The sequence below is a fragment of the Streptomyces sp. NPDC001351 genome (genome assembly GCF_042896045.1).
Lineage (GTDB): Bacteria > Actinomycetota > Actinomycetes > Streptomycetales > Streptomycetaceae > Streptomyces.
Genome location: NZ_JBIAWS010000005.1, coordinates 89,783 through 113,650, shown reverse-complemented (window position 1 = coordinate 113,650; position 23,868 = coordinate 89,783). Strand labels below are relative to the sequence as shown.

26 protein-coding genes are annotated in these 23,868 nt (G+C 71.2%); 14 read left to right on the top strand and 12 right to left on the bottom strand.

The annotated features are described in order from the left end of the window. Positions 1-26: 26 nt before the first annotated feature. Complete coding sequence (locus ACFY1U_RS19405; RefSeq protein WP_390695329.1) at positions 27-773, bottom strand: L,D-transpeptidase family protein; 747 nt, start codon at positions 771-773, stop codon at positions 27-29. A gap of 132 nt (positions 774-905) precedes the next feature. Here ACFY1U_RS19405 and ACFY1U_RS19400 point away from each other — a divergent pair, with 132 nt between their 5' ends. Beyond that, positions 906-2,711 (top strand): ABC transporter transmembrane domain-containing protein, encoded by a 1,806-nt coding sequence (locus ACFY1U_RS19400; protein WP_390695328.1) that lies wholly within the window; start codon positions 906-908, stop codon positions 2,709-2,711. Continuing rightward, the gene (locus ACFY1U_RS19395) at positions 2,708-4,489 is read left to right on the top strand and encodes an ABC transporter ATP-binding protein (RefSeq protein WP_390695327.1); all 1,782 of its coding nucleotides are present in this window, start codon (positions 2,708-2,710) and stop codon (positions 4,487-4,489) included. Before ACFY1U_RS19400 ends, ACFY1U_RS19395 begins: the two co-directional genes overlap by 4 nt. A 47-nt stretch (positions 4,490-4,536) precedes the next feature. On the opposite strand, the gene ACFY1U_RS19390 is transcribed toward ACFY1U_RS19395, so the two are convergent. Then, complete coding sequence (locus ACFY1U_RS19390; protein ID WP_390695326.1) at positions 4,537-5,046, bottom strand: hypothetical protein; 510 nt, start codon at positions 5,044-5,046, stop codon at positions 4,537-4,539. Positions 5,047-5,166: 120 nt separating this feature from the next. On the opposite strand from ACFY1U_RS19390, the gene ACFY1U_RS19385 reads away from it, so the two are divergent. From ACFY1U_RS19385 to ACFY1U_RS19365, 5 genes are all read left to right on the top strand, one after another. Then, a complete protein-coding gene (locus tag ACFY1U_RS19385; RefSeq protein WP_390695325.1) occupies positions 5,167-5,766 on the top strand; it encodes an RNA polymerase sigma factor in 600 nt (199 codons plus the stop codon). After that, complete coding sequence (locus ACFY1U_RS19380) at positions 5,753-6,397, top strand: hypothetical protein (protein ID WP_390695324.1); 645 nt, start codon at positions 5,753-5,755, stop codon at positions 6,395-6,397. The genes ACFY1U_RS19385 and ACFY1U_RS19380 overlap by 14 nt, the downstream gene beginning before the upstream one ends. Before the next feature lie 243 nt (positions 6,398-6,640). Next, positions 6,641-7,111, top strand: a complete 471-nt coding sequence (locus ACFY1U_RS19375) for a DUF5709 domain-containing protein (RefSeq protein ID WP_390695323.1) — start codon at positions 6,641-6,643, stop codon at positions 7,109-7,111. 29 nt (positions 7,112-7,140) lie between these two features. Continuing rightward, positions 7,141-7,395, top strand: a complete 255-nt coding sequence (locus ACFY1U_RS19370; RefSeq protein ID WP_115914243.1) for a type B 50S ribosomal protein L31 — start codon at positions 7,141-7,143, stop codon at positions 7,393-7,395. 114 nt (positions 7,396-7,509) lie between these two features. Next, entirely contained in the window at positions 7,510-7,989 is a 480-nt protein-coding gene (locus ACFY1U_RS19365; protein ID WP_390695322.1) for a carboxymuconolactone decarboxylase family protein, read from the top strand. Between the two features lie 62 nt (positions 7,990-8,051). Here ACFY1U_RS19365 and ACFY1U_RS19360 read toward each other — a convergent pair whose 3' ends face one another. Next, the gene (locus ACFY1U_RS19360; protein ID WP_390695321.1) at positions 8,052-8,846 is read right to left on the bottom strand and encodes a metal-dependent hydrolase; all 795 of its coding nucleotides are present in this window, start codon (positions 8,844-8,846) and stop codon (positions 8,052-8,054) included. Positions 8,847-8,991: 145 nt separating this feature from the next. Here ACFY1U_RS19360 and ACFY1U_RS19355 point away from each other — a divergent pair, with 145 nt between their 5' ends. Together ACFY1U_RS19355 and ACFY1U_RS19350 are read left to right on the top strand one after the other, a co-directional pair. Continuing rightward, complete coding sequence (locus tag ACFY1U_RS19355) at positions 8,992-11,505, top strand: DUF3516 domain-containing protein (RefSeq protein ID WP_390695320.1); 2,514 nt, start codon at positions 8,992-8,994, stop codon at positions 11,503-11,505. 31 nt (positions 11,506-11,536) lie between these two features. Further along, positions 11,537-12,403 (top strand): acyl-CoA thioesterase, encoded by an 867-nt coding sequence (locus tag ACFY1U_RS19350; RefSeq protein WP_390695319.1) that lies wholly within the window; start codon positions 11,537-11,539, stop codon positions 12,401-12,403. Between the two features lies 1 nt (position 12,404). Here ACFY1U_RS19350 and ACFY1U_RS19345 read toward each other — a convergent pair whose 3' ends face one another. Next, the gene (locus tag ACFY1U_RS19345; protein ID WP_390695318.1) at positions 12,405-13,460 is read right to left on the bottom strand and encodes a DUF6397 family protein; all 1,056 of its coding nucleotides are present in this window, start codon (positions 13,458-13,460) and stop codon (positions 12,405-12,407) included. 126 nt (positions 13,461-13,586) lie between these two features. After that, on the bottom strand, positions 13,587-14,000 hold the full coding sequence (locus ACFY1U_RS19340; protein ID WP_390695317.1) for a roadblock/LC7 domain-containing protein: 414 nt from the start codon (positions 13,998-14,000) through the stop codon (positions 13,587-13,589). Positions 14,001-14,094: 94 nt separating this feature from the next. Between ACFY1U_RS19340 and ACFY1U_RS19335 the strand changes: the two genes are divergently transcribed. After that, a complete protein-coding gene (locus ACFY1U_RS19335; RefSeq protein WP_390695316.1) occupies positions 14,095-14,523 on the top strand; it encodes a PPOX class F420-dependent oxidoreductase in 429 nt (142 codons plus the stop codon). Between the two features lie 24 nt (positions 14,524-14,547). Here ACFY1U_RS19335 and ACFY1U_RS19330 read toward each other — a convergent pair whose 3' ends face one another. The 5 genes from ACFY1U_RS19330 to ACFY1U_RS19310 all read right to left on the bottom strand — a co-directional run bounded on the left by ACFY1U_RS19330 (position 14,548) and on the right by ACFY1U_RS19310 (position 19,427). Beyond that, entirely contained in the window at positions 14,548-15,153 is a 606-nt protein-coding gene (locus tag ACFY1U_RS19330; RefSeq protein WP_115914234.1) for an ATP/GTP-binding protein, read from the bottom strand. A gap of 63 nt (positions 15,154-15,216) precedes the next feature. After that, on the bottom strand, positions 15,217-15,630 hold the full coding sequence (locus ACFY1U_RS19325; RefSeq protein WP_351483353.1) for a DUF742 domain-containing protein: 414 nt from the start codon (positions 15,628-15,630) through the stop codon (positions 15,217-15,219). 22 nt (positions 15,631-15,652) lie between these two features. Next, positions 15,653-16,090 carry a roadblock/LC7 domain-containing protein gene (locus ACFY1U_RS19320; RefSeq protein WP_390695315.1) on the bottom strand — a complete coding sequence of 146 codons (438 nt, stop codon included), beginning with the start codon at positions 16,088-16,090 and terminating at the stop codon, positions 15,653-15,655. After that, positions 16,087-18,606 (bottom strand): nitrate- and nitrite sensing domain-containing protein, encoded by a 2,520-nt coding sequence (locus tag ACFY1U_RS19315; protein WP_390695314.1) that lies wholly within the window; start codon positions 18,604-18,606, stop codon positions 16,087-16,089. The genes ACFY1U_RS19320 and ACFY1U_RS19315 overlap by 4 nt, the downstream gene beginning before the upstream one ends. 44 nt (positions 18,607-18,650) lie before the next feature. After that, the gene (locus ACFY1U_RS19310) at positions 18,651-19,427 is read right to left on the bottom strand and encodes an MHYT domain-containing protein (protein WP_390695313.1); all 777 of its coding nucleotides are present in this window, start codon (positions 19,425-19,427) and stop codon (positions 18,651-18,653) included. Positions 19,428-19,579: 152 nt separating this feature from the next. On the opposite strand from ACFY1U_RS19310, the gene ACFY1U_RS19305 reads away from it, so the two are divergent. Beyond that, positions 19,580-20,179, top strand: coding sequence for a class I SAM-dependent methyltransferase (locus tag ACFY1U_RS19305; RefSeq protein ID WP_390695312.1), 600 nt, complete (start codon positions 19,580-19,582; stop codon positions 20,177-20,179). Between the two features lie 3 nt (positions 20,180-20,182). On the opposite strand, the gene ACFY1U_RS19300 is transcribed toward ACFY1U_RS19305, so the two are convergent. Further along, positions 20,183-20,938, bottom strand: a complete 756-nt coding sequence (locus ACFY1U_RS19300; RefSeq protein ID WP_390695311.1) for an alpha/beta fold hydrolase — start codon at positions 20,936-20,938, stop codon at positions 20,183-20,185. 124 nt (positions 20,939-21,062) lie between these two features. On the opposite strand from ACFY1U_RS19300, the gene ACFY1U_RS19295 reads away from it, so the two are divergent. Further along, positions 21,063-21,587, top strand: coding sequence for a PadR family transcriptional regulator (locus tag ACFY1U_RS19295; protein WP_390695856.1), 525 nt, complete (start codon positions 21,063-21,065; stop codon positions 21,585-21,587). Here ACFY1U_RS19295 and ACFY1U_RS19290 read toward each other — a convergent pair. Beyond that, positions 21,573-22,469: an oxygenase MpaB family protein gene (locus tag ACFY1U_RS19290; protein WP_390695310.1), complete on the bottom strand. Its 897-nt coding sequence runs from the start codon at positions 22,467-22,469 to the stop codon at positions 21,573-21,575. The genes ACFY1U_RS19295 and ACFY1U_RS19290 overlap by 15 nt on opposite strands. Positions 22,470-22,568: 99 nt before the next feature. Between ACFY1U_RS19290 and ACFY1U_RS19285 the strand changes: the two genes are divergently transcribed. Beyond that, positions 22,569-22,865: a hypothetical protein gene (locus ACFY1U_RS19285; protein ID WP_390695309.1), complete on the top strand. Its 297-nt coding sequence runs from the start codon at positions 22,569-22,571 to the stop codon at positions 22,863-22,865. 136 nt (positions 22,866-23,001) lie between these two features. Further along, positions 23,002-23,856 carry a hypothetical protein gene (locus tag ACFY1U_RS19280; RefSeq protein ID WP_390695308.1) on the top strand — a complete coding sequence of 285 codons (855 nt, stop codon included), beginning with the start codon at positions 23,002-23,004 and terminating at the stop codon, positions 23,854-23,856. Positions 23,857-23,868: the final 12 nt, after the last annotated feature.

The window sequence follows — 23,868 nt, the reverse complement described above, 5'->3', positions numbered from 1 at the left end:
GGCACCCTGTGGCAATGAGGCCTCCGTCAGAAGTGCCAGGCCTTCAGGTCCGCCCCGTCCCCCATCACCACCACGGGATGCCGGTCCGGGTCGAGCGTGCGCAGCAGGTACTCCATCGCCGCCTTGGACAGGCTGACACAGGCCGACGTACCGCTGCCGTGGTCCATGTGCAGCCAGATGCTGCCGCCCTTCGCATCGCCCTCGGGGCGGGTCGGGTCGTTGGGCGCGGTGCCCTTGACGCGGTTGTAGTCGATGGCGATGACGTAGTCGAAGTCGTGCCAGTGCGAGGCGGCCCACCGGCGCGGGGCCGCGAAGGACGCGTCGCGCGTGTAGGGGAGCCGGGCGCCGGGGTCGGGCAGGACGCCGCCCGCGTCGGTGAGGGTGAACACGCCGACGGGGCTGCGCCGGTCGCCCTCGTGATGGTCGGCGGTCCAGCCCTTCTTGCCGTTGTGCGCCGGCCAGCTGCGGGTCCGCTCCCAGGCCGATCCGCTTTTCGTGTAGAGCACGACAGTGGAGTCCGCCGAGTCCCTGCCCGCTCCGTAGACCGCCACGACCTGTCGGGAGTTCGCGGGGATCCGCTGTCTCAGGCGGTCGCCGATGCCGGGGATGCGGGTGGCCTCGGCGGCACGCGCGCGCGTGTCGGCCGTGTTGCCCGCGGCCCCTGTCGGTGCGGCACTGCTGCCCTGCGCGCCGCCGCACGCGGTCAAGGCCGTCAAAAGGGTTCCCAGGGCCGCCGCCGCGGCCGCCGCACGCGGTGCACCGATCTTTCGCATCGGCCCATTTTGTACGGCACCACGGAAAACCGTTTGCCTCCGACCACGCTGCGACGCGAACCTTTCACGGTTTGCTGCCGCCGTTCGCGGCTCCCCCCACCCCTGACACGAGCCACTGGGACGTCAGTCGTCATGCAGATTCAAGACCTTCCGTATCCCGACCCGGGTGTGCCGGACGCACGCTCCGGTCCCCGATTCCTGTGGTGGCTGGGCCGCAATCAACTGGGCGGCCAGGTCAAGTCGCTGGCCTGGGGCCTGCTGCACTTCGCGTCGGTCTCCGCGCTGCCGTTCTGCGTCGGCATCGCCATCCAGGCCGTCGTCGAACGCTCGGGCACCCGACTGGCCCTCGCGGGCGCCCTGTTGGCCCTGGCGGGCCTCGGCACCGCACTCGGTGACACATTCCTGCACCGGGCCGCGGTCACCAACTGGATCACGGCCGCCGCCCGCGTCCAGCAGCTGCTCGCCCGCAAGGCCGCGGTGCTGGGCTCGGCGCTGACGCGGCGCGTCGCGGCCGGCGAGGTGGTGGCCGTCTCCACCGGTGACGTCGAGAAGATCGGCTGGTTCGTTGAGGCCGTCTCCCGGTTCACCGCGGCGGCCCTCACCGTCGTGCTGGTCTGCGTCGCCCTGCTCGTCTACCAGCCGGCACTCGGCGTGGTCGTCGCCGCGGGTCTGCCCCTGCTGGCCATGGCGGTGCTGCCGCTGCTGCCACGGGCGACCCGACGGGCCGACTTCCAGCGCGAGAAGGCGGGACGGGCCACCGAACTGGCCTCGGACACCGTCGCCGGACTGCGCGTGCTGCGCGGCATCGGCGGCGAGGAGCTGTTCCTCGACCGCTACCGCCGCGCCTCCCAGGAGGTCCGTCACGCGGCCGTGCGCAGCGCCCGCATGTGGTCCCTGATCTCCGCGATCCAGGTGCTGCTGCCGGGCCTGCTGATGGTCGCGGTCGTCTGGTACGGCGTGCGCCTGGCCGGCCAGGGCCGCATCACCGTCGGCGAGCTGGTCACCGTCTACAGCTCGGTGATGGTCCTGACGTATCCACTGCGCCACTTCGAAGAAATCGCCATGGCCTACTCCTTCTCGCGGCCCTCCGCCAAACGGGCGGCGCGGGTGCTGTCGCTGGAACGGGCGACGGACACCGAGGGCTCACGCACGGCCGACATCCCCTCCGGGGACCTGTACGACCCCGCGACCGGTCTGCTCGCCCCCGCGGGCCGGCTGACCGCCGTGGTGTGCGGCGACCCCGACGCGGCGGGCCTGCTCGCCGAACGGCTGGGCGGACACCCTGCAGAGCAGGGCACCTCCGTCCTGCTGGGCGGCGTACCCCTCGACGAGCTGCCGCTGGACACCGCGCGTGAGGCGGTCCTCGTCCAGGACAAGGACCCGGTGCTGCTGTCCGGTTCGCTGCGCGAGCTGCTCGACGTGCCCGCTTCGGGCCACGTCGGCGCGCGGGAGGCGCTGGCGGCCGCGCAGTGCGGTGACGTCCTGGAGGCGCTCGCCCAGGGGTCGTTGGACGCCGCGGACCCGATGGACACGCGGATCACCGAACGCGGACGGTCGCTGTCCGGCGGGCAGCGACAGCGGCTCGCGCTGGCCCGATCGCTGATCACGGACCCGGAGGTGCTCGTCCTGGACGAGCCGACCTCGGCCGTCGACTCGCACACCGAGGCACGGATCGCGGAGGGGGTGCGCACGCTTCGGGAGGGGCGCACGACGGTGGTGTTCACCTCCTCGCCGCTGCTCCTGGACCACGCCGACCGGGTCGTGCTGGTCCACGAGGGCGAGGTCGCCGCGGTCGGCGTGCACCGCGAACTGGTGCACACCGAGCCCCGCTACCGGGCCGTGGTGACCCGGGAGACCGAGGAGGAGGCCGCCCTGAGCGGCGTACTCGAAGACGACGACGTCCTGAAGGAACTGGAAGAGATCGAGGAGACAGCATGATCGGCGTGGCGCCACCGGCGTACGACCCGGCGGCCCCGACGACGGCGCACACCCTGCCCGTCGGCGCCCCCGCGACCGTACGCTCCTATGTGGCCGAGCTGTTCCGCCGGCACCGCCGTGCCTTCCTGGTCCTGATCACCGTCAACACCGCGGCCGTGCTGGCCTCGATGGCGGGCCCATGGCTGCTGGGCGACCTGGTCCAGCGGGTGTCGGACGGCGCACGGGAGCTTCATCTGCCGCTCACCGTCTCGCTGTTCGTGCTCGCGCTGCTCGTCCAGGCCGTCTTCGTGCGACAGGTACGGCTGCGCGGGGCGATGCTCGGCGAGCGGATGCTGGCCGATCTGCGCGAGGACTTCCTCGTACGGTCGGTCGGGCTGCCGCCGGGCGTCCTGGAACGGGCCGGCACGGGTGACCTGCTGTCCCGGATCACGACGGACATCGACCGGCTCGCCAACGCGATGCGCGAGGCGGTGCCGCAGCTGGCGATCGGCGTGGTGTGGGCGGTGCTGCTGCTCGGCGGTCTCGTCGTGACGGAGCCGCCGCTGGCACCCACCGTGCTGGTCGCCGTGCCGCTGCTGGTGGCCGGCTGCCGCTGGTACTTCAAGCGGGCGCCGTCCGGCTACCGCTCGGAGGCCGCCGGGTACGCCGCCGTTGCCGCCGCTCTCGCGGAGACGGTCGACGCCGGGCGCACCGTGGAGGCCCACCGCCTCGGCGAGCGCCGGATCGAACTGTCCGAGCGCCGTGTGAAGGAATGGACCGCTTGGGAGAGCTACACGCTCTGGCTACGGTCCGTGCTCTTCCCCGTCATCAACCTCACCCATGTGACCGTGCTCGCCTCGGTGCTGATGATCGGCGGCGTGTTCGTCCTGCAGGGCTGGATCGGGGTGGGCCAGCTGACGACGGGCGCGCTGATCGCGCAGATGCTCGTCGACCCGGTGAACCTGATCCTGCGCTGGTACGACGAGCTGCAGGTGGCCCAGGTGTCGCTGGCCCGGCTGGTCGGTGTGCGGGACATCGAGCCCGACGCCGGTGAGGACTCACTGGCGCCGGACGGGCGCGACGTGCACGCGGACCGGGTGCACTTCGGCTACCGCGAGGGCGTGGACGTGCTGCGCAAGGTGTCCCTCCAGGTGGCGCCCGGCACCCGGCTGGCGCTGGTCGGCCCCTCGGGGGCGGGCAAGTCCACGCTGGGCAGGCTCCTCGCCGGCATCTACGCACCGCGGGAGGGTCGCATCACCCTCGGCGGCGCCGAGCTGTCCCGGATGCCGGCCGAACGCGTCCGCTCCCATGTGGCCCTCGTCAACCAGGAGCACCACGTCTTCGTGGGCTCCCTGCGCGACAACCTCCTGCTGGCCCGGACGAGCGCAGGGGACGCCGAGCTGTGGGCGGCCCTGGGCGCGGTCGACGCCGAGGGGTGGGCGCGTGCGCTGGACGACGGTCTGGACACGGAGGTCGGCTCGGGCGGACTGGCTCTCACCCCGGCCCAGGCCCAGCAGATCGCGCTGGCCCGGCTGGTGCTGGCGGACCCACACACGCTGGTCCTGGACGAGGCGACCTCCCTCCTCGACCCCCGTGCGGCACGCCACCTCGAACGCTCCCTCGCCCGCGTTCTCGACGGCCGCACGGTGGTCGCCATCGCCCACCGGCTGCACACCGCACACGACGCGGACATGATCGCCGTCGTCGAGAACGGCCGCATCAGCGAGCTCGGCAGCCACGACGAGCTGGTCGCGGCGCAGGGGGCGTACGCGGCGCTGTGGCGGTCCTGGCACGGGTGAGCGTTCCCGGCCCGGTCGGTGGCTGCCGCGCGGCGGCCCCGACCGGGTCAGTACCCATATCCACCACCACCGCTGCCGTTCGACGCCGGGACCGCCTTCTTCACAGCGGTGCCCTTGGCGTTCAGGACGTACCAGATCTTGTCGATGCCCTGACCCTTGAGATCGCCGGCCTTCCGGTCCTTGGCGTAGTAGTACAACGGGTGCCCGGCGTAGGTGACCTGGGGCTTCCCCGACCCCTTCGTACGGCCGATGAGGGTCGCTTCGACTCCCGCGCCCGCGTGCGGCTTGCCCTCCATGTGCGGCCACAGCTTCATGCAGGTGGCGTCACAGTTCATCGAGTTCGTGTTCTTGCCGTCCTCGGTGAACAGGTACAGCGTGCGCCCGCTGCCGTCGACGAGGATGTCGCCGACCGGTGAGTGGCTCGCCTTGATGGCCGAGGTGTCCTTGGTGGCCGCTGTCGGGCGGGCGCTGTGGACGCCGGTGCCCCCGCCGCCGCAGCCGGCGAGCGCCAGACCCGCGAGTGCGATCCCCGCCACGGTGATCCTGCTTCGCCTCATGTCTCTCCGTCCCTTGTGTCTCTCCGTCCCTTCTGACAGAGGTTGTACGGGTGAGCGATGCGGGCGGATTGGGATGGATTGCGGTCAATCCTTTCGGCGCTTGCGTGCGTACATTTGAACGTGGAGCTGTTCCCGCGTGCCGACCGGGTCGACGACGCCGCGCTCGTCGCCGGATTCGCGCTGGGCGACGAGCAGGCGGCGGTCGCCTTCGTGCGCCGCTTCCAGGACGCGGTCCACGGGCTGGCGCTGTCGGTGACCCGTGACCGGGTCCTCGCCGAGGACGTGAGCCAGGAGGTGTTCGTACGGGCCTGGCGGGCCGCGGGCAACTACGACCCCCGGCGGGGCTCGGCGCTCACCTGGCTGCTGACCATCACCCGCAACGCCGCGATCGACGCCGTGCGGGCACGGCGCTCCACCCCTGTCCTGGCCGAGACCCTGGAACGGCTCCTGGATGTGACCCTGCGGGCCGAGAACGACTCCGCCGACACGGAACGGCTGGCCCTGATCGCCCTGGAGAGCGAGCGTGCCCTCGACCGACTGCGGGCCCTGCCGGTCGAGCAGGCCCGGGCGGTCGCGCTCGCCGTGCTCGGCGGCTGCACCGCCGCCGAGGTGGGCCGGCACGAGCACATCCCCCTGGGCACGGCCAAGACCCGCATCCGCACCGGCCTGCGCAGGCTGCGCGACGTGCTGAAGGAGGGAAGCCGCGATGGAGCACCCTGACGAGGACGAACTGACCGCCCTGGCCCTCGGCACCCTCCCCGGCGCACCGGCGCAGCTGCTGCGCCATCTCACCGTCTGCGCCACCTGCCGCACCACCTACGACGACCTGTCTGCGGCCGTCGACGCGGTGCTGCCCGCGGCTCCCGCGGTCGCGGCCCCGCCCGGCTTCGACGCCCGGGTCCTCGACCGCCTGGCACTGCGCCGCCCCTCCCCCGCCCGCCGGCGCCGCCGCACCCCACTGCTGCTCGCCGCGGCCGCCGCGGCAGGTCTGTGCCTGGGCACGGCCGGCACCGCGCTCCTGCACCACGAGTCGGCCCCGGCCCAGGTGACCGCGAGCGACCACGGGGGGCTGCTGCTCACCGGCTCGGGGGCGCGGGTGGGCACGGTCGAACCAAGCCGGGCCGGGAGCGAGCACGTCATGGTCATGCAGATCACGGCCGGCCGGCCCGGCACCCACTACACCTGCCGGCTCCTCCTCAAGGACGGCTCCACCCGCGACGCCGGCCAGTGGTGGATGCCGCCCTCCGGCCGGGCCACCTGGATCGCCTACGGATCGGCTCGCGCCATCGACCGCGTCGATCTGGTGACGGACGACGGCCACGTCTGGTCGTCGGCCGTGCTGCGCGGCTGACATCGGCCCCGCCCCACGGCACAGGGAGATGCCCACGGGGCCGCTTCCCCCTGCGCCGCGTACCTCCTGCTGCCGTGCCGTTGCGCAGTCCCGAAAAGGGGTGGAAGGCTGGATAACGGCACCGGCTCGGGGAGCGCCCTGGGACCGATGGTTCCTCCCGGGCGCAGCCTGTGCTCCGCGTCATGGCGCGCCGACGCCCCGCGCGGTGAGCAACGGGCCCGTCCCCACCACCTGGAGGTACCCGTGAACAGCGCCGACGGATGGGGAGACGACGTCTACCAGCCCGACGGATCCGAGATCCAGGAGGACTCCGGGCTGCTCGACGTGGAGGACACCCTGGTCGACGACGGCGTCGACGACCCCCTCGACCGGGGCTGGTCCCCTCCGGACCGACCATGGGCGGTGGAGCGCCCCGATGTGACGGCGGCGGAGCGGCAGCACGGGGAGACCCTGGACCAGCGGCTCGCCGAGGAACTGCCGGACCTCGTGATGCCCGACACCGACGGCATCGGCGACTGCGAGGGCACCGACGGCGAACTCCTGGACAACGAGGTCGGCGCCGTCCGCTCCGGCCGTCTCGTGGCACCGGACGAGGGCGCGCACGAGGACGAGGAGAGCGCCCTGGTCGCGCGGGACGTCGGCATCGACGGCGCGGCGGCCTCCGCCGAGGAGGCGGCCATGCACATCGTCGACGAGGACGCCCAGTCCGGCTGACCAGCCGCCGACCAGCCAAGGAGCACCGTATGCAGCAGGACAAGCACCCCGACTACCACCAGGTCGTCTTCCGCGACCGCGCCGCGGGCTACGCATTCCTCACCCGGTCCACCGCGACCAGCGACCAGACCATCGAGTGGGACGACGGCGAGACGTATCCGGTGGTGGATGTGGAGATCTCCTCCGAGAGCCACCCGTTCTACACCGGCAAGGCACGGACCGTGGACACGGAGGGGCGCATCGCCCAGTTCGAGCGGCGCTACGGCGGCGGGAAGGACGCCTGAAGTCTGCGCGGACATTCAGTCCACGCGGACATCCATGACGCCGGGCGGTCACATCCGCCCTTCGGGATCCGTCAGTGCGACGGAAGCATCCCGAAGATTCCGGAAGGAAACGTCATGACCACGCAGCCGCGTCTGTCCAATCCGGTCAAGCTCGTCCCCGAGTTCGGTCCGGTCGCCGGGGCGCTGTTCAAGGCCACCGGCAACGGCTCGGTTCCGCAGAGCACCATCAGCCTGGTGCAGCTGCGCGCCGGCCAGCTGGTCGGCAACACCTATCTGACCGTGATGCACAGCGGCAACCTGCGCAGGGCCGGCGAGTCCGAGGAGCGGATCACGGGTGTGGCGACCTGGACGGACGCTCCCTGTTTCACCGACGCCGAGCGGGTTGCGCTGGCGCTGGTGGAGGCGGTTCTCACGCCGAATCCGCACGGTGAGCGGGTCTCCGACGACCTGTATGCCGAGGCGGCCAAGCACTATGACGAGACGGCGCTCACCACCCTCACCATCGCGATCGGCCAAGTCTGCTTCTTCATCCCGCTCGCCGTGATCGGCAGGCCGCTGCCGGGTGTCTCCCCCGCGCAGCAGTGGAGGGACTGACTCCCAGCGCTTGGGGAAGTGGGGCCACGGCGGGCGCGCCCCACTCCTGCGGGCCGGTTTCCTCAGATGAAGTTCAGCGCGGCCGCGCAGCCCACCCCGCCCAGCAGCATGAACACCGGCATCAGCACCTTGAGCTCGACCCAGCTGCCGGCCCGGAAGCGCATGACCTTCGGCGGGCCGATGGGGTACCAGCGCTTGCGACCCACCGGTATCGGCCACAGGATCGGGCAGCCGGACACCGTCAGCGCGTCCCCGATGTCGTGGACTATCGCGCCCAGCACGATCGGCAGCCCCAGCCACAGGTACTGCTGGCCGGGCTGGGTGAACAGCCAGTCCGAGCCGTTGCCCGGCTTGTCCAGGATGCCGGCGAGAATCCAGGCGCTGGTCGCGGCCAGCAGCCACACCAGGACGTCGGCGCTGGAACCCCGGGTCGCCCGCCACAACAGGCCCTCGATGGCCAGCACGATATGGACGAAGAGGATGGCGAGCACCGCCCAGCGGCCACCGGTGATGGCGGCGACCGACGTACCCGCACCGATCAGGACAGCCCACAGCCAGGTGTGGGTGAGGGTGCGGTGGCCGCCGGAGCGGCGCGGGTCGCCCTGCTTCCTCGTCGCCTTGTAGACGGCGTAGGAGAGCTTGTCGACGATCTCGCACAGCCCGTGCGAGAGGGGGCCGAAAGCCCTGGAGATGGTGGCCGCCTTGTGGTCCAGGTCCGGGGCCAGAGCGGCTCCGGCGCAGATCAGAGCGCCGACCAGGATGACCGGCCAGGGCATCGGGTGCCCGGCCGCCGCGGCCGCCGCACCGACGCCGAGCCAGGCGGCGGCGCCCGACAGTGAGTGTGCTGGTCCCATCATGGCCGTTCCCCGCCCCATTCCTCTTGTGCCGCTGTCCAGTTGACCGGGTGCGCTGACGCTCCGTCGGCGACACAGCGTACTGGTCGTGATCTTCCAGCCGGCAACCGATTCCCCTATGGGGGAGGACGCCAGGCAAGATGGGTGCGTGACCCTCATCGATCAGCTGCCGCCGACCGCCGACCCCGACGCCCTCTACGAAGCCTTCGAGTCGTGGGCCCAGGAGCGAGGTCTCACCCTCTATCCCCACCAGGAGGAGGCGCTGATCGAGGTGGTCTCCGGTGCGAACGTGATCGTTTCGACGCCCACCGGCTCCGGCAAGAGCATGATCGCCGCGGGTGCGCACTTCGCCGCCCTGGCCCGGGACGAGGTCACGTTCTACACTGCTCCGATCAAGGCGCTCGTCTCGGAGAAGTTCTTCGAACTGTGCAAGATCTTCGGCACCGAGAACGTCGGTATGCTCACCGGCGACGCGTCCGTCAACTCGGACGCACCCGTCATCTGCTGCACGGCTGAGGTCCTCGCCTCGATCGCGCTGCGTGACGGCAAGGACGCTGACGTCGGCCAGGTCGTCATGGACGAGTTCCACTTCTATGCGGAGGGGGACCGCGGCTGGGCCTGGCAGATCCCGATCCTGGAGCTGCCGCAGGCGCAGTTCGTCCTGATGTCGGCCACGCTCGGCGACGTCTCGATGTTCGAGAAGGACCTCACCCGGCGCACCGGCCGCCCCACGTCGGTGGTCCGCTCGGCGACCCGTCCGGTCCCGCTGTCCTACGAATACCGGCTCACCCCGCTCACGGAGACGCTGACCGAGCTGCTGGAGACCCGGCAGGCCCCGGTCTACATCGTGCACTTCACACAGGCGCAGGCCGTGGAGCGGGCGCAGGCCCTGATGAGCATCAACATGTCCACGCGGGAGGAGAAGGACCAGATCGCCGAGCTGATCGGCAACTTCCGCTTCACCACCAAGTTCGGCCGCAACCTCTCCCGGTACGTGCGGCACGGAATCGGTGTCCACCACGCCGGCATGCTGCCCAAGTACCGGCGCCTGGTGGAGAAGCTCGCACAGGCCGGTCTGCTGAAGGTGATCTGCGGTACGGACACGCTCGGCGTGGGCGTCAACGTGCCCATCCGCACGGTGCTGTTCACGGCGCTCACCAAGTACGACGGCAACCGCGTGCGCACGCTGCGGGCTCGTGAGTTCCACCAGATCGCCGGCCGTGCCGGGCGGGCCGGTTTCGACACGGCGGGCTTTGTCGTCGCCCAGGCCCCCGAGCATGTCGTGGAGAACGAGAAGGCGCTCGCCAAGGCGGGCGACGACCCGAAGAAGCGCCGCAAGGTCGTCCGCAAGAAGGCTCCTGAGGGCTTCGTCGGCTGGACGGAGAACACCTTCGAGAAGCTCATCGCCTCCGATCCGGAGCCGCTGACCTCCCGCTTCCGGGTGACGCACACGATGCTGCTGTCGGTGATCGCCCGTCCGGGCAACGCCTTCGAGGCGATGCGGCATCTGCTGGAGGACAACCACGAGCCGCGCAAGCAGCAGCTGCGGCACATCCGCCGTGCGATCGCCATCTACCGCTCGCTGCTGGACGGCGGCATCGTCGAAAAGCTCGACGAGCCGGACGCCACCGGCCGCATCGTCCGCCTCACCGTGGACCTGCAGCAGGACTTCGCGCTCAACCAGCCGCTGTCCACGTTCGCGCTCGCCGCGTTCGAACTCCTCGAACCCGAGTCGCCGTCCTACGCCCTGGACATGGTGTCCGTCGTCGAGTCGACGCTGGACGATCCACGGCAGATCCTCGTCGCCCAGCAGAACAAGGCCAGGGGCGAGGCCGTGGCCGCTATGAAGGCGGACGGCGTCGAGTACGAGGAGCGCATGGAGCGCCTCCAGGACATCAGCTACCCCAAGCCCCTGGAGGAGCTGCTCTTCCACGCCTACAACACCTACCGCAAGAGCCACCCCTGGGTGGGCGACCATCCGCTGTCGCCGAAGTCGGTCATCCGGGACATGTACGAACGGGCCATGTCCTTCACGGAGTTGGTGTCCTTCTACGAGCTCGCCCGCACCGAGGGCATCGTGCTGCGCTACCTCGCCAGCGCCTACAAGGCCCTCGACCACAACATCCCCGACGATCTCAAGTCCGAGGACCTGCAGGACCTCATCGAGTGGCTCGGCGAGATGGTCCGCCAGGTCGACTCCAGTCTGCTGGACGAGTGGGAACAGCTCGCCAACCCGGAGGAGATGACCGCCGAGGAGGCCCAGGAGAAGGCCGACGAGGTCAAGCCCGTCACCTCCAACGCCCGCGCCTTCCGGGTCCTGGTCCGCAACGCCATGTTCCGCCGCGTCGAACTCGCCGCTCTCGACCAGGTCGAGGAACTGGGCGAGATGGACGCCGACTCCGGCTGGGACGCCGACGCATGGGGCGAGGCGATGGACAAGTACTGGGACGAGTACGACGACCTGGGCACCGGCCCGGACGCCCGCGGCCCCAAGCTGCTGCTCATCGAGGAGGAGCCGGAGCACGGTCTGTGGCGCGTTCGCCAGATCTTCGCCGACCCGAACGGCGATCATGACTGGGGCATCAGTGCGGAGGTCGACCTCGCGGCCTCCGACAGCGAGGGCCGTGCGATCGTCCGCGTCACGGATGTCGGCCAGCTGTGAGCCACGTCGTGAGCCAAGGAGAATCCCACGCATGACGAACCCGGCCGAGAGACTGGTCGACCTGCTCGACCTGGAGCAGATCGAGGTCAACATCTTCCGCGGCCTGAGTCCGCAGGAGTCCCTGCAGCGGGTCTTCGGCGGCCAGGTGGCGGGCCAGGCGCTGGTCGCCGCCGCCCGCACCACGGACGGCGAGCGTCCGGTGCACTCGCTGCACGCGTACTTCCTGCGCCCGGGCCGGCCGGGTGTGCCGATCGTGTACCAGGTCGAACGGGTGCGGGACGGCCGGTCGTTCACCACCCGCCGGGTCACCGCCGTGCAGCAGGGCCGCACGATCTTCAATCTCACCGCCTCCTTTCACAAGCCTGAGGAAGGGTCCTTCGAGCACCAGCTGCCGCCGGCCCGCAAGGTCCCGGACCCGGAGTCCCTGCCGACGGTCACCGAGGAGATCCGGGAGCATCTCGGTGCGCTGCCCGAGCACTACGAGCGGATGGCGCGCCGTCAGCCGTTCGACATCCGCTATGTGGACCGGCTGCGCTGGACCGTGGCGGAGGCCAAGGACGCCGAGCCGCGCAGCGCGGTGTGGATGCGCGCGGTCGGGCCGCTGGGCGACGACCCGGTCGTGCACACCTGCGCGCTGACCTACGCCAGCGACATGACCCTCCTGGACGCCGTCCGCATTCCGGTCGAACCCCTGTGGGGCCCGCGGAGCTTCGACATCGCCTCGCTGGATCACGCCATGTGGTTCCACCGGCCGTTCCGCGCGGACGAGTGGTTCCTCTACGACCAGGAGTCACCGATCGCGACGGGCGGCCGGGGCCTGGCACGCGGGCGGATCTATGACGTCGAGGGCCGGCTGCTGGTGTCGGTGGTCCAGGAAGGTCTGTTCCGGGCGCTCTAGCTCACGGAGTTCTGCGGCGCAGCCAGCCCAGCAGACCGTGTGGGCGTCCCGAATCCTCGGGGACGGGCGGGGCTTTGTCCACGGCCGTGCAGGGCATGGCCCGGGCGGGCGCCGCGGCCGTCGAGGGCACGGGCGAGTCCTGTGCCACTGCCGCGGAGGGCGCGAGCGGGTCGTGTTCCGCAGCCGTCCACGGCACGGGCGGGTCGTGTTCCGCAGCCGTCGACGGTGTGGGTCGTTTCTGGTCCCGTGCTTCCGCCGGCCTCGGCCGGGTAGTCGGGCGCGGCGCGGGCTGGAGTACGCGCGCATGGCTGACTGCCTGTGCGAGATCCGCCCGCAGCCAGTCGATCTCGTCCGGGTCCTCCGCCATGGTGAGGCTCTCGGCCAGGTGCGCGGCGGGCGAGCCCGGCGCGCCGTGCGCCTGCGGCCGGGGCCGGAACCGGTTCAAATGGACCCGCTCGTAGGGGTCCTGGACGATTTCCGCAATCTGGACGGCGTCGAGGAGGGAGGCCACGGCCGCGGCGCAGGCCCAGGGATGGTTGTCGGCCCGCCGCAGCAGGAATCCGAGGTGTCGCGAGCGCCAGTTGCGGGGCCTCAGATCCAGCCCCTCCATGAGCTGCTCCCGCGCTCCGGAGGGCGTTCGGCCCTGCAGCAGCGGCGCGTTGTTCTCGTCGGCCGCGAACTGCCGTAGCTCCTCGGCCAGATAGAGCCAGACCACGGCCCGGTACCGGTTCAGGTAGAACTTCACGGGCGTGACCACCCCGAGCCGGGCCAGCCGCGTGAACTTGCCGGGCGTCACCTGGAGAAGCTCCGCTCCTTCCTTCGTGCCCACGGTTTCGACCCGCTGTTTCAGGGCCTCGGGGAATCCTTCCTCGGCGTGCAGTCGGTCGATCTCGGTGCGGGTGACCCGTCGGCCCCCGCCCCCTTCGTCGGGCACCGTGCGGATGCACCCGAGGTCCACGGCGAGGTCGAACTCGCCCCGCCTCAGGCCCAGTTCGCGTGCCGCGCGGCTCGGCGTGCAGGACGTGCTGTGCGGTTGTGCGACGGTGTTGCCTGACATGGCCGGTCTCCCCCGTGGAGTCTGTGGCTCGCGCCGTTCGCGCGGCCTCGGAAAAAACCGTAGCCGCTTCGGCGGATCTCGTGGCGAGCCTGTGGATAACTCCACGGGAGAGGGCAAATGTGCAGGTCAGGTCTCTGTGGTTGGGGTTCGCTCGGGCTGCCTGGTCTCCACGCCGAGGTGTTCGCCGACCCGGTTGACGAGCAGGGTCATCTCGTAGGCGATCTGGCCGATGTCGGCCTCCGCACCGCTGAGCACGCACAGACAGCTGCTGGTGCCGGCGGCGGTCACGAACAGCACCGCGTCGTCGAACTCGACCATCGTCTGGCGCACTCGGCCCGCGCCGAAGTGGCGTCCCGAGCCCTTGGCCAGGCTGTGCAGTCCGGACGAGACGGCGGCGAGATGCTCGGCGTCCTCGCGCCGCAGTCCCGTACTCGCTCCCGTCACCAGGCCGTCGTTGGACAGGACCAGTGCGTGCCGCACATGTTCGACGCGCTCGGTCAGGTCGTCCAACAGCCAGCCAAGTCCCTGGTTCTGCACCATGATCCGGTCTCCCCGCGTGATGACTCCCCCCTGGCCGGAGGATCTCCAGGCCAGCCTTCACCACGACCGCGGCGCGGGCAAGGAGGATAGGGGCATGGCGCAGAAGATGACTGACAAGGAATGGCGGGACTTCGTCTCGCACGGCACCCGCACCGGAAAGCTGGCGACCGTCCGGGCCGACGGCAGTCCGCATGTGACCCCGATCTGGTTCGTACTCGACGGAGACGACGTGGTGTTCAACACCGCGAGCACGAGCGTGAAGGGGCGCAATGTCGTGCGTGACGGCCGGGTCGCGCTGTGCGTGGACGACGACCGGCCGCCCTTCGACTTCGTCGTCCTGCAGGGCCGTGCCCGGATTTCGGAGGACCTCGACGCGCTCAGACAGTGGGCCGCCCGCATCGGCGCGCGCTACATGGGTGAGGAGCGTGCCGAGGAGTTCGGGGCCCGCAACGGGGTGCCGGGGGAACTCCTCGTCCGTGTCACGATCGACAAGGTGCTGGCGGAGAAGGCCGTCGCGAGCTGAGCGCGGCCCCCGCCAGGGTGTCCGTCAGCCGACCGAGTCGAGCAGCCGGGCGGTGTGCATCCGCCCGGCGTACTCGACGAGCCGGATCAGCACTTCCTTCCCCGAGTCGCGGTCACGGGCGTCGCACAGCACGACCGGTGTTCCCCGGTCGAGGTCGAGGGCGCGTGAGACGTCCTGGGCGCCGTAGGTGCGGGCGCCCGTGAAGCAGTTGACGGCGACCACGAACGGGATGTGCCGGTGCTCGAAGTAGTCCACCGCCGGGAAGCAGTCCTCGAGGCGCCGGGTGTCGGCGAGGACCACTGCGCCCAGGGCTCCTTGCGACAGTTCGTCCCACAGGAACCAGAAACGGTCCTGGCCCGGTGTGCCGAAGAGGTACAGGGAGAGGCCGGACCTGATGGTGATGCGTCCGAAGTCCATGGCGACGGTCGTGGTGACCTTCTGGTCCACACCGTCGGTGTCGTCCACCAACTGTCCTGCCTCGCTGAGGAGTTCCTCGGTGCGCAGCGGCCTGATCTCGCTGACCGCGCCCACCAGGGTGGTCTTGCCCACGCCGAATCCGCCGGCGACCAGGATCTTCAACGCCAGTGCGGCCGTCTCGCCGTCCTGCGCGTCGGAGTGCTCGGAGACCATCGATCACTTCTCTCGGGAGTACCGGGTTGCCCCGTACGGGACCAGGTGGTGGTGAACTTTCATCTACAGCGCCCGTAGCCCTTCGATCACCTCGCGCAGAATCCGTTCGTCAGGAAGCTGCGCGGGCGGTACGGGACGGCTGACGGTGACGCAGCCGAGTTCCAGCAGGTCGCCCAGGAGCACCCGGACCACACCCACGGGCAGGTCGGCGCCCGCGGCGAGTTCGGCGACCGACTGGGTCTCGGTGCGGCACAGGTCGATCAGGGCCCGGTGTTCCGGACCGAGCCCGATGTCGTCGTCGACGCCGGGTGCGCCCGTGTCCAGGGTGACCAGGGCGATCAGGTCGAAGCGGACCCCGGTGGGGCCGGGCCTGGTGCGTCCGCCCGTCATGGCGTACGGGCGGACGAGGGGGCCGGCCTCGCCGTCGTACCACTGGCTGCCCGGCTCGGGCGGGGTGCCGGTGCTGTCCGCGTTCATGTGCGCGCGCCACCCTCGTGTCTCATCGGGCGGCCGGCGGCCGCGCGGCGACACGGGTCGGCGTGTACAGGTGCTCGCCGACCCGTTTGACCAGTCGTGCCATCTCGTAGGCGACCAGGCCGATGTCGGCGGTGACGGCGGTGAGTACGGCGAGGCAGGAGCCGTCGCCCGCGGCGGCCACGAACAGGAAGCCGTCGTCCATCTCCACCATGGTCTGGCGCACGCCCCCGGCGCCGAAGTGCCGTCCCGCGCCCTTGGCCAGGCTGTGGAAGCCGGAGGCCACGGCGGCGAGGTGTTCCGCGTCCTCGCGGCGCAGGTCGGACGAGGCGCCCACGGCGAGTCCGTCGTTGGAGAGCACCACGGCGTGCCGTACCTCGCGCACACGCAGCACCAAGTCGTCCAGCAGCCAGTCGAGTTCACCGGATCGCCGGTCGGCCCCGGTGCTCGGGTCCTGGATCATGCGCGGTCTCCTTCGCTGCTGTCGCTGCGCGGTGTGGGGTCCGGTCCCACACCGCGGCCGGGTTGCCTGCCGCCGCCGCGTTTCCAGCCGTCGCGGTAGGCGGCCATGCGGTCCCGCACGATCTCGGGGGTGCGCCGGTCGTCCCGGGCGGAGGCCGGCGGGTGGACGGGCTCCTCGGGGCGCTGTTCGCGCAGTTGGGGGGCGAGACTTGCCTGGCGTACGCGGCGGGGCAGGTCGTCGGAGTCTTCGGTGTCCTCCGGGGGACGGTGCAGGCGCAAGGTGGTGACTCCGGGGGGTGGGGTGTCGGGCGTCGTGTCCACCGCGGCCGGTGCGTGGGCCACCAGGGCGGGCCGCTCGGTCGTCGCCGGGACGGAGTCCTGGAGCGGGGCGCCTCCGGCCACGCGCGCGTACTCGCGTTCCGTCGGCCGCTGAGGGTCCGCTGCCTTGCCGGGGGAACGTTCCGCCGCGCCGCCGTGCAGCAGGGCGGTGGGCAGCAGGACGACCGCGGTGGTACCACCGTAGGGGGAGGTGCGCAGGTGCACCTTGATGCCGTGGCGGGCCGCGAGCCTGCTGACCACGAAGAGGCCGAGCCGGTCACTGTCGAAGAGGTCCAGGGCCTCGGACTGTTCGATGCGGCGGTTGGCCTCGGTGAGGGTCTCCACGCCCATGCCCAGGCCTCGGTCCTCGACCTCGATCACGTAGCCATTGCCGACGGGTTCGCCGGTGATGCGCACGCGCGTGTGGGGTGGCGAGAACTGGGCCGCGTTCTCGACGACCTCGGCCAGAAGGTGGGTGAGGTCGGCGACGGCCGAGCCGACGACGGCCGCTTCGGGGAGCTGGCGCACCTCCACGCGCGCGTAGTCCTCGACTTCGGACACGGCCGCGCGCACCACGTTGGTCAGCGAGACCGGCATCCGCCAGGCCCGGCCGGGCGCCGCTCCGGAGAGGATGATCAGGCTCTCGGCGTGGCGCCGCATGCGGGTGGTGAGGTGGTCGAGGCGGAAGAGGTCGCTGAGCTCGTTCGGGTCGTCGGAGCGGCGCTCCATGCTGTCGAGGAGGCTCAGTTGGCGGTGGACGAGGACCTGGCTGCGGCGGGCGAGGTTGACGAAGACCCCGGAGATGCCGCTGGCGAGTTCGGCGCGCTCGACGGCGGCGCGCAGGGCGGCGCGGTGGACCGTGCCGAGGGCCTCGGCGACCTGGCCGGTCTCGTCCTCGGCGGGCGGTCCCGGCGGGGCCTCGGCCTGGATGTCGATCTCCTCGCCGGCACGCAGCTTCCGCATGGCCTCGGGGAGGTTGCGGCGGGCGATCTCCAGGGCGCTGTTGCGCAGGCTGACCAGTTCGACGACGAGGCCGCGTCCGATGCGGACCGAGATGACGAGCGAGGCGGCCACCGCGGCAAGGCCGAGGAGCACCGCGGCACCCGCGGGCGTGAGCAGGCCGCGGGTGAACGGGTCGGCGCGGTGCGCGACGCTGCTCCCGGCGTCCTGTTCGATGGTCCGCATGCCGTCCTGCACGCGCGCGTGCGCGGTGTTCCAGGTGGCTTCGGGTGCGGCGGCGATCGCACGCCCGCCCGGGGCGGCGGTGAGGATCCGGTCCTCCGTGCGGCCCAGGGCGGCGTAGTCATCGCCCTCGGCGAGGGTGCGCCAGGCGGTGCGCTCGGGGCCGCTCAGGTCGGCGACGGCGGCCTCGGTGAGCGTGCGGCGGGTGTCGACGGCGCCGGTGAACAGCCGCAGCCGCTCGCCGCTGAGTCCACGGGTCAGACGGGCACCCGAGAGCACCGAGTCCTCCTGGGCCAACGCCTCGCCGGCACGGGAGAATTCGAGCAGCACGCGCGCGTCGGAGCCCAGATCGGCGTCCTGGATGCCGGTGAGCGCGCCGCCCACCGCGAAGGCGCTGTTGATGGTCTTGGTGTACTGCCCGTACGTCATGGACCAGTTCGCGCGGCGGTCGAGCACCGCGGTGCGCAGGGAGCGCAGTTGTTCGACGCCGGCGACGAAGGCCTTGAGCCGCTGGGCCACGCCGGCGGGCAGTTCCTCGCTGTCGGCGACGGTGTTGTGGCTCCCGAGCCGCAGCCCTGCCACGGCCTGGTCGGTGCGGTCCGAGAGCTTCTCGTAGTCGTCGCTCCGTCCGGCCGAGCGGGCGGTAGCGGCGCTCACGGCGGCCGAACGCTCGGCCTGCAGTGCGGCGACGGCCGTGGCGACGGGGGTGCGGATCTGGGCGTCGACGCGCTGCAACTGCCGTAGCCGGGCGACGTCCTGGGCGGTGCTGACGGTGGCGTACGCCCACAGGGCGAGCAGCGACACGACCGGAACCATCAGCAAGCACACGATCTTGGCGCGGACGGTGCGCGGCCGTATCCGCCAGCGGCTCCGGGGCGCGGGTGCATCGACCGGCGCCGCGCCCGCGGGCTCGTCCGGGACCTCGTCGGCGGGCGGGCCGGCGTGGGCGCGACGGCCGCGCACGGGAGGCGGGGGCGCCTCGAGGCTGGGGCTGGGGGTCCTACGGGGTGTACGCATGGCCTCCTCGCTCGGGAGTGGTACGGGGGCGGGCCGGGCCGTCGCTAGTGGGCGGCGGCGCTCTCGACCGGCCGCTGGGCCGAGGCGGATGCCTCGCGCTCCCCGGTCGTCGGCGACAGCGCGACGAAGGCCGAGGTCAGGAACAGGTAGGAGCCGAGGCCGACGGCGAGGGGGAAGATGAACTGCATCGCCGTGGCCCCGGGCAGGACCTGGCCGGAAGGTGTGACATGGACGCGTACCGCGAACATCGCGGTGTAGTGCATGCTGGTCACCGCGGCGCCCATGATCAGGGAGGCGACCGTGACGGCAATGGGCGACTTGATGTTGAGCCCCGCCCACAGGGCCGCCGTCGCCGCGACCACGGCGATCAGGACGGAGAGCGCGACGAGCGCCGGGTCGTAGCTGACCTTGCCGTGCAGCCGCACCGCGGCCATGCCCAGATAGTGCATGCTCGCGACGCCGAGACCGGTGGTGAGTCCGCCGAGGAAGAGCGCGCGGGTGCGGTCACGGCTGTAGCCGACGGCGAAGACGCCGGCCCAGACCACGATCATGGCGACGAGCAGGCTCACGATGGTGAGCGGCACGTCATAGCGGATGTCGGTGCCGCTGACGCCGAAGCCGAGCATGGCCACGAAGTGCATGGTCCAGATGCCGGTGCCGATCGCGGAGGCCGCGGTGATCAGCCAGTTGCGGCGCGAGCGCCCGCTGGCGCCGAGCGCGCGGACCGTGCACCGCAGTCCCAGCGCGGCGCCTATACAGGCCATCACATACGACAGCACGGGGGTAAGCCAGCCGAAGGTGGCGTGGTCCAGATGTCCCATGGCCCCGGGACGCTAGTCCTGACCGGGGCGCACAAAGGGCGCGCATTTCGAAAGCTGTTGGAATATGACACAGAGAGGTATCTGAACGATCGCGCCCTGCTCGAACGTGTGCACAGCGGCGTCATCCGTGTCGGTGAGGAATCATGCGGAAGATGAGCGACGACCACACACATGTCCAGGAATTCTTCGGCGCCCGCGCCGCCGACTGGGACAGCCGGTTCCCCGACGACGCTCCCGCCTACGCCGCCGCGGTCGCCGAGCTCGGACTGCACGAGGGCGACCGGGTGCTCGACGCGGGGTGCGGCACCGGGCGGGCCCTGACGCCGCTGCGCGCCGCCGTGGGGCCCTCGGGAGTGGTCGTCGGGGCCGATCTCACCCCCGCCATGCTCCAGGCCGCCGCAAGGGCCGGAAGGGGCCATGAGGGGCACCTGCTGCTCGCCGACGTCGCCGCGCTGCCGCTGCGGTCCGAGGCGCTCGACGCCGTGTTCGCCGCCGGGCTGATCGCTCATCTGCCCCAACCGTCCGAGAATCTGGAGGAGTTGGCCCGCGTCGTTCGTCCCGGCGGCACACTGGCGCTGTTCCACCCCATCGGCCGGGCGGCCCTGGCGGCACGCCAAGGCCGCGAGATCACTCCGGACGACCTGCGCGCGGAACCCAACCTCCGTCAGCTGCTGGCCGGTTCGGGCTGGCGCATGACCTCCTACGTCGACGAGGACGCCCGTTTCCTGGCGCTCGCCGTGCGGGAAGGCTGAGTCTCAGCACCGGCCCGCGACGGCCGCTGCGAAGGCGTCGGGGTTGTCGAACATGACGTTGTGGCCCGCGCCTGCCACCGTCACCACCCGTACCCCCGCCGCCTCCAGGGTCTGCCTGCCCGCGAGTTCACCGCTGAGCTCGCCCTGCAGGTAGACGCGCTCGATCGGCAGCTGTTCGAGGATGCTGCGCATGACGGGCTCGGAGCCGCGCCGCAGGCCGACGGCCGAGCGGTGCAGTGCGCGGGGGTCGGCCAGCCGCATGGTCGCCGCCCAGAGGGGGCCGACGTTCGCCAGTACGCGCGCGTGGGCGCCGTCGACGAACGCGTCCTCCTCATGGGCGGCGATGCCGCTGCTGCCCGCGGTGGGCGGCGGGAAGGCATCGAGGTTGGCCTCCGTGAGGACCAGCCGGGAGACCAGGTCCGGGCGCCGATGGGCGAGCACGATGGCGACGGCACCGCCCATGCTGTGCGCCACCAGCTCGACCCCTGTCAGGCCCGCCGCGTCCAGGGCGGCGGCCAGTGCGTCGGCGTGCTCCTGGAGGGTGTAACCGAAGTGTTCCGGGCGGTCGCTGATGCCGTGGCCGGGCAGATCGACGAACAGGCTGCGCCGGCCGACGAGCTCGGGCCGGGCCGCGATGTGCGCGTGGTACACGGCCGACATCGCGCCCAGGCCGTGCACATACACGCGCGCGGGTTCCTCGCCCGGCGTCTCCGTCCAGCGGATGCAGCTTCCTTTGCCGTCGAACTCGGCCTGCTTCATTGCGTCCTCCCCGATGCGCCACGGTCACTCTCGACTCACCCGAAAAGATACCTCGCCATCGAGGTATAGCGAAGCCGATATATACAGCTGGCGATGTACAGCGCCCGTGAGCGAGAATGCGGGCATGCTGGAGCTGTCCATCCTCGGATTCCTGTACGACGCCCCACTGCACGGCTACGAACTGCGCAAACGCATCACTGCACTGACGGGTCATGTGAAACCCGTCGCCGAGAGCACGCTGTACCCGGCGATCAAGCGCCTGGAGAAGGCGGGCCTGCTGGCACGCACCACGGAACCCGGCGCCGTGGCCGCCCCGCGTCATGTCCTGACGCTCACCGAGGAGGGCAGAAGCGAGTTCCGCCGGCGGCTCGCCCAGCCCGACAGGCGCGACATCACCGACGAGAACCGCTGGTTCACCGTGCTCGCCTTCCTGCGCCACCTCGACGAACCGGCGGCGCAGGCGGCCGTGCTCCGGCGCAGGCTGGCCTTCCTGGAGGAACCGGCGAGCTTCTTCTACGAGGGTGACCGGCCGCTGCGTGCCGAGGAGCTGGACGACCCCTTCCGCCGCGGGCTGCTGACCATCGCGCGCGCCACGTCCCGGGCCGAACTCACCTGGCTGCGGGAGACGATCGGGTCACTCGACGGCTGATCCGTTCACGCGCCGCACGGGACATCCCCGCACGCCGGGAACCGGATGGGTGCCCAGTTCGTTCAGCTCGTAGCCGCGCGGATAGCTCTTGACCTCCCAGTTCTGCCGCGCGTAGTGCGGGGCGCGCCGGGGCGGCAGGAGGCGCACGAAGCGTCCACGCGCGCGCACCGCGCCGCGTACCAGGGCACGGGTGGCAGCGTTCGGGGGCGGGTAGCGGAAGGCGCTCAGGAGGTGGTCGTCGAGCAGGGCGAGGGTCGAGATGCGCAGGAGGGGAGCGAGCGGGCGGGGGTACCAGGAGACCATCAGCGCGAGGGTGGCGTCCGAGACGCGGCGCGCGTCCTCGTCCCAGTCGAAGTGGGCCTCTTCGTAGGCGTCGAGGCAGGCCTCGAACTCCTCGTAGGACTCGGGAATGTCCCTGATGCCCATGTGCCGGCCCAGGGTGCGGTAGTGGACGGCGGCGGCCACGGTCTCGTGGCGCGACAGCCGGCGCCATCCGTACGCATCGATCCACCGCTTGGGCATCACGACGAAGGTGCACAGCACGTAGCGCATGTCGTCGTTGGCGATGTCATAGCTGCGGTGCATCTGGTTGATGCGGCGGATCGCCGTGTCGGCCTGCGGGCTGCCGAAACCGTGCTCCACGACGGCGTCGAGGAGCAGGGTGGTGTCGTCGTAGCGCTTCTGGCTCCGCCGGGTGAGTTCCTCCGTCTCGGCGAGCAGTCGCCCGATGCTGGGGACGGCGTAAGTGCGGTACAGGGCCAATTCGAGGGAGCGGGTGAAGTCCCACGGGAACTCGAAGGCCGCGCAGAGCCGGTAGATCTCGGAAGCGTCCTTGTGGGGGTCCATCCGCCGGATCTGTTCGAGCCGCTGGAACCGCTTCACCGTAGCGTCCCCCTTCTGCCGCCGGGGGTCCAACTCTACGTTGAATGGCAGGAGATGAACGATCGGCCAGGGCAACCACGCAGGGGGAAGGTGGTCAGCATGTTGGGCAGGGTGCGCAAGTCCTGTGCGAGATTCCTCAACGCCGTTCGCGCGGACATCGACAAGGGCCGGGACAAACGTACACACAATCTTTTCGAAGCCGCGGCCGCGTATGTCTCGGCGTGCGCGGAGGACGACCAGGACCGGATCGAGGAGACGGCGGGCTGGGTGTCCCCGGAGGCGCTGTCCTTCGGGGTCAACGAGCTGGCGTGCCGTGCTGTCATTGCGCTGGCGCGGGAGCGCGACGAGTCGCCGAGGACGGTGGCCCGCGCGCTGCTGGGGCTCCCGGTGGCCTGACGAGCCGCGTCAGATGCGGTCGATTCGCCCCGTCCAGCCGGAAAACTGCAGCTCCGGGTGCGCTTGTGAGTCGTGACAAGCTGCTTCCGATCGCACTAGGGTGCGCGCGATCGGATGAATCGATGGGGAGGCTGGGATGGCCGGGACGGACGAGGACGCCGTCGCCGCCGCGGACGATGCGCTCTATGTGCTCACGGCGGTACTTCTGACGCCGGCGAAGTTCCCGAGCGTGCTGGGCGACGACTATCCGGAAGCCTGCGCGGCGCTCGGCCTCGCGCCGCTCGCCGACGGATACGGCCTGGTGCTCGGCCAGGACGGTGAGGGCGCCCGCTGGACGGTCGTGGTCGACGACGTGTCTCTGGTCGCCGTCGCGATAGCGTCCTGGGACTGCGGGATGGAGTACGACCTGTCGCCGGACGAGCGCTCGGTCGTGGCCGCGCTGCCGGGGTGGCCCCTGGCGGTCGCGGTGGCGGCTCCCGGCGTGCCCGCGCCGCACGATCCCGACCCCGAGGTCGCGGACGGCCCGCCGCTGGCGCCGCCGGACACCAGTACGTGGGGTCCGGCTCAGCGGCGCCTGGGTGCCGACGAGATCGCGCTGCAGTGGGCGGTGTGGCGGGAACAGATCGACGACGCCGCCTTCCCGAGTGCGGACAGGGCTTCCGAGGACGCGGAGAAGGAGGACGCTCCGGCCGCGGCGGGCGGGCAGGTGGACGGGCAACCGAGGCATGGCGGGGTCCGGCGGGTGCTCGCCGAGGCGCGCGCGTACGTGGACACTCCGCCGCCACTCGGCCGGGTCCGGTCGTCCTTCGCCTCGGGCGACGCGCGGACCCTGCGTGCCGACGGTCCGGGCTGGTCGCTGGTCGCCCGGACCGACGACATCGCGTTCGTGCTGCTCGACGCGGAGCCCGGCGAGGTGCTGCCGGTCGGCCGCGGACCGGAGCTGCCGGGTCTGCTGGAAGCGCTCGACAAGATGGCCGTGCGGCCCAGCTGAGACAGCACGGAA

Bases quoted from the DNA above. Each gene is read 5' to 3' on its own strand.
- ACFY1U_RS19405 (WP_390695329.1), bottom strand. From the start codon at position 773: ATGCGAAAGATCGGTGCACCGCGTGCGGCGGCCGCGGCGGCGGCCCTG.
- ACFY1U_RS19400 (WP_390695328.1), top strand. From the start codon at position 906: ATGCAGATTCAAGACCTTCCGTATCCCGACCCGGGTGTGCCGGACGCA.
- ACFY1U_RS19395 (WP_390695327.1), top strand. From the start codon at position 2,708: ATGATCGGCGTGGCGCCACCGGCGTACGACCCGGCGGCCCCGACGACG.
- ACFY1U_RS19390 (WP_390695326.1), bottom strand. From the start codon at position 5,046: ATGAGGCGAAGCAGGATCACCGTGGCGGGGATCGCACTCGCGGGTCTG.
- ACFY1U_RS19380 (WP_390695324.1), top strand. From the start codon at position 5,753: ATGGAGCACCCTGACGAGGACGAACTGACCGCCCTGGCCCTCGGCACC.
- ACFY1U_RS19370 (WP_115914243.1), top strand. From the start codon at position 7,141: ATGCAGCAGGACAAGCACCCCGACTACCACCAGGTCGTCTTCCGCGAC.
- ACFY1U_RS19365 (WP_390695322.1), top strand. From the start codon at position 7,510: ATGACCACGCAGCCGCGTCTGTCCAATCCGGTCAAGCTCGTCCCCGAG.
- ACFY1U_RS19360 (WP_390695321.1), bottom strand. From the start codon at position 8,846: ATGATGGGACCAGCACACTCACTGTCGGGCGCCGCCGCCTGGCTCGGC.
- ACFY1U_RS19350 (WP_390695319.1), top strand. From the start codon at position 11,537: ATGACGAACCCGGCCGAGAGACTGGTCGACCTGCTCGACCTGGAGCAG.
- ACFY1U_RS19345 (WP_390695318.1), bottom strand. From the start codon at position 13,460: ATGTCAGGCAACACCGTCGCACAACCGCACAGCACGTCCTGCACGCCG.
- ACFY1U_RS19340 (WP_390695317.1), bottom strand. From the start codon at position 14,000: ATGGTGCAGAACCAGGGACTTGGCTGGCTGTTGGACGACCTGACCGAG.
- ACFY1U_RS19335 (WP_390695316.1), top strand. From the start codon at position 14,095: ATGGCGCAGAAGATGACTGACAAGGAATGGCGGGACTTCGTCTCGCAC.
- ACFY1U_RS19330 (WP_115914234.1), bottom strand. From the start codon at position 15,153: ATGGTCTCCGAGCACTCCGACGCGCAGGACGGCGAGACGGCCGCACTG.
- ACFY1U_RS19325 (WP_351483353.1), bottom strand. From the start codon at position 15,630: ATGAACGCGGACAGCACCGGCACCCCGCCCGAGCCGGGCAGCCAGTGG.
- ACFY1U_RS19320 (WP_390695315.1), bottom strand. From the start codon at position 16,090: ATGATCCAGGACCCGAGCACCGGGGCCGACCGGCGATCCGGTGAACTC.
- ACFY1U_RS19315 (WP_390695314.1), bottom strand. From the start codon at position 18,606: ATGCGTACACCCCGTAGGACCCCCAGCCCCAGCCTCGAGGCGCCCCCG.
- ACFY1U_RS19310 (WP_390695313.1), bottom strand. From the start codon at position 19,427: ATGGGACATCTGGACCACGCCACCTTCGGCTGGCTTACCCCCGTGCTG.
- ACFY1U_RS19305 (WP_390695312.1), top strand. From the start codon at position 19,580: ATGAGCGACGACCACACACATGTCCAGGAATTCTTCGGCGCCCGCGCC.
- ACFY1U_RS19300 (WP_390695311.1), bottom strand. From the start codon at position 20,938: ATGAAGCAGGCCGAGTTCGACGGCAAAGGAAGCTGCATCCGCTGGACG.
- ACFY1U_RS19295 (WP_390695856.1), top strand. From the start codon at position 21,063: ATGCTGGAGCTGTCCATCCTCGGATTCCTGTACGACGCCCCACTGCAC.
- ACFY1U_RS19285 (WP_390695309.1), top strand. From the start codon at position 22,569: ATGTTGGGCAGGGTGCGCAAGTCCTGTGCGAGATTCCTCAACGCCGTT.
- ACFY1U_RS19280 (WP_390695308.1), top strand. From the start codon at position 23,002: ATGGCCGGGACGGACGAGGACGCCGTCGCCGCCGCGGACGATGCGCTC.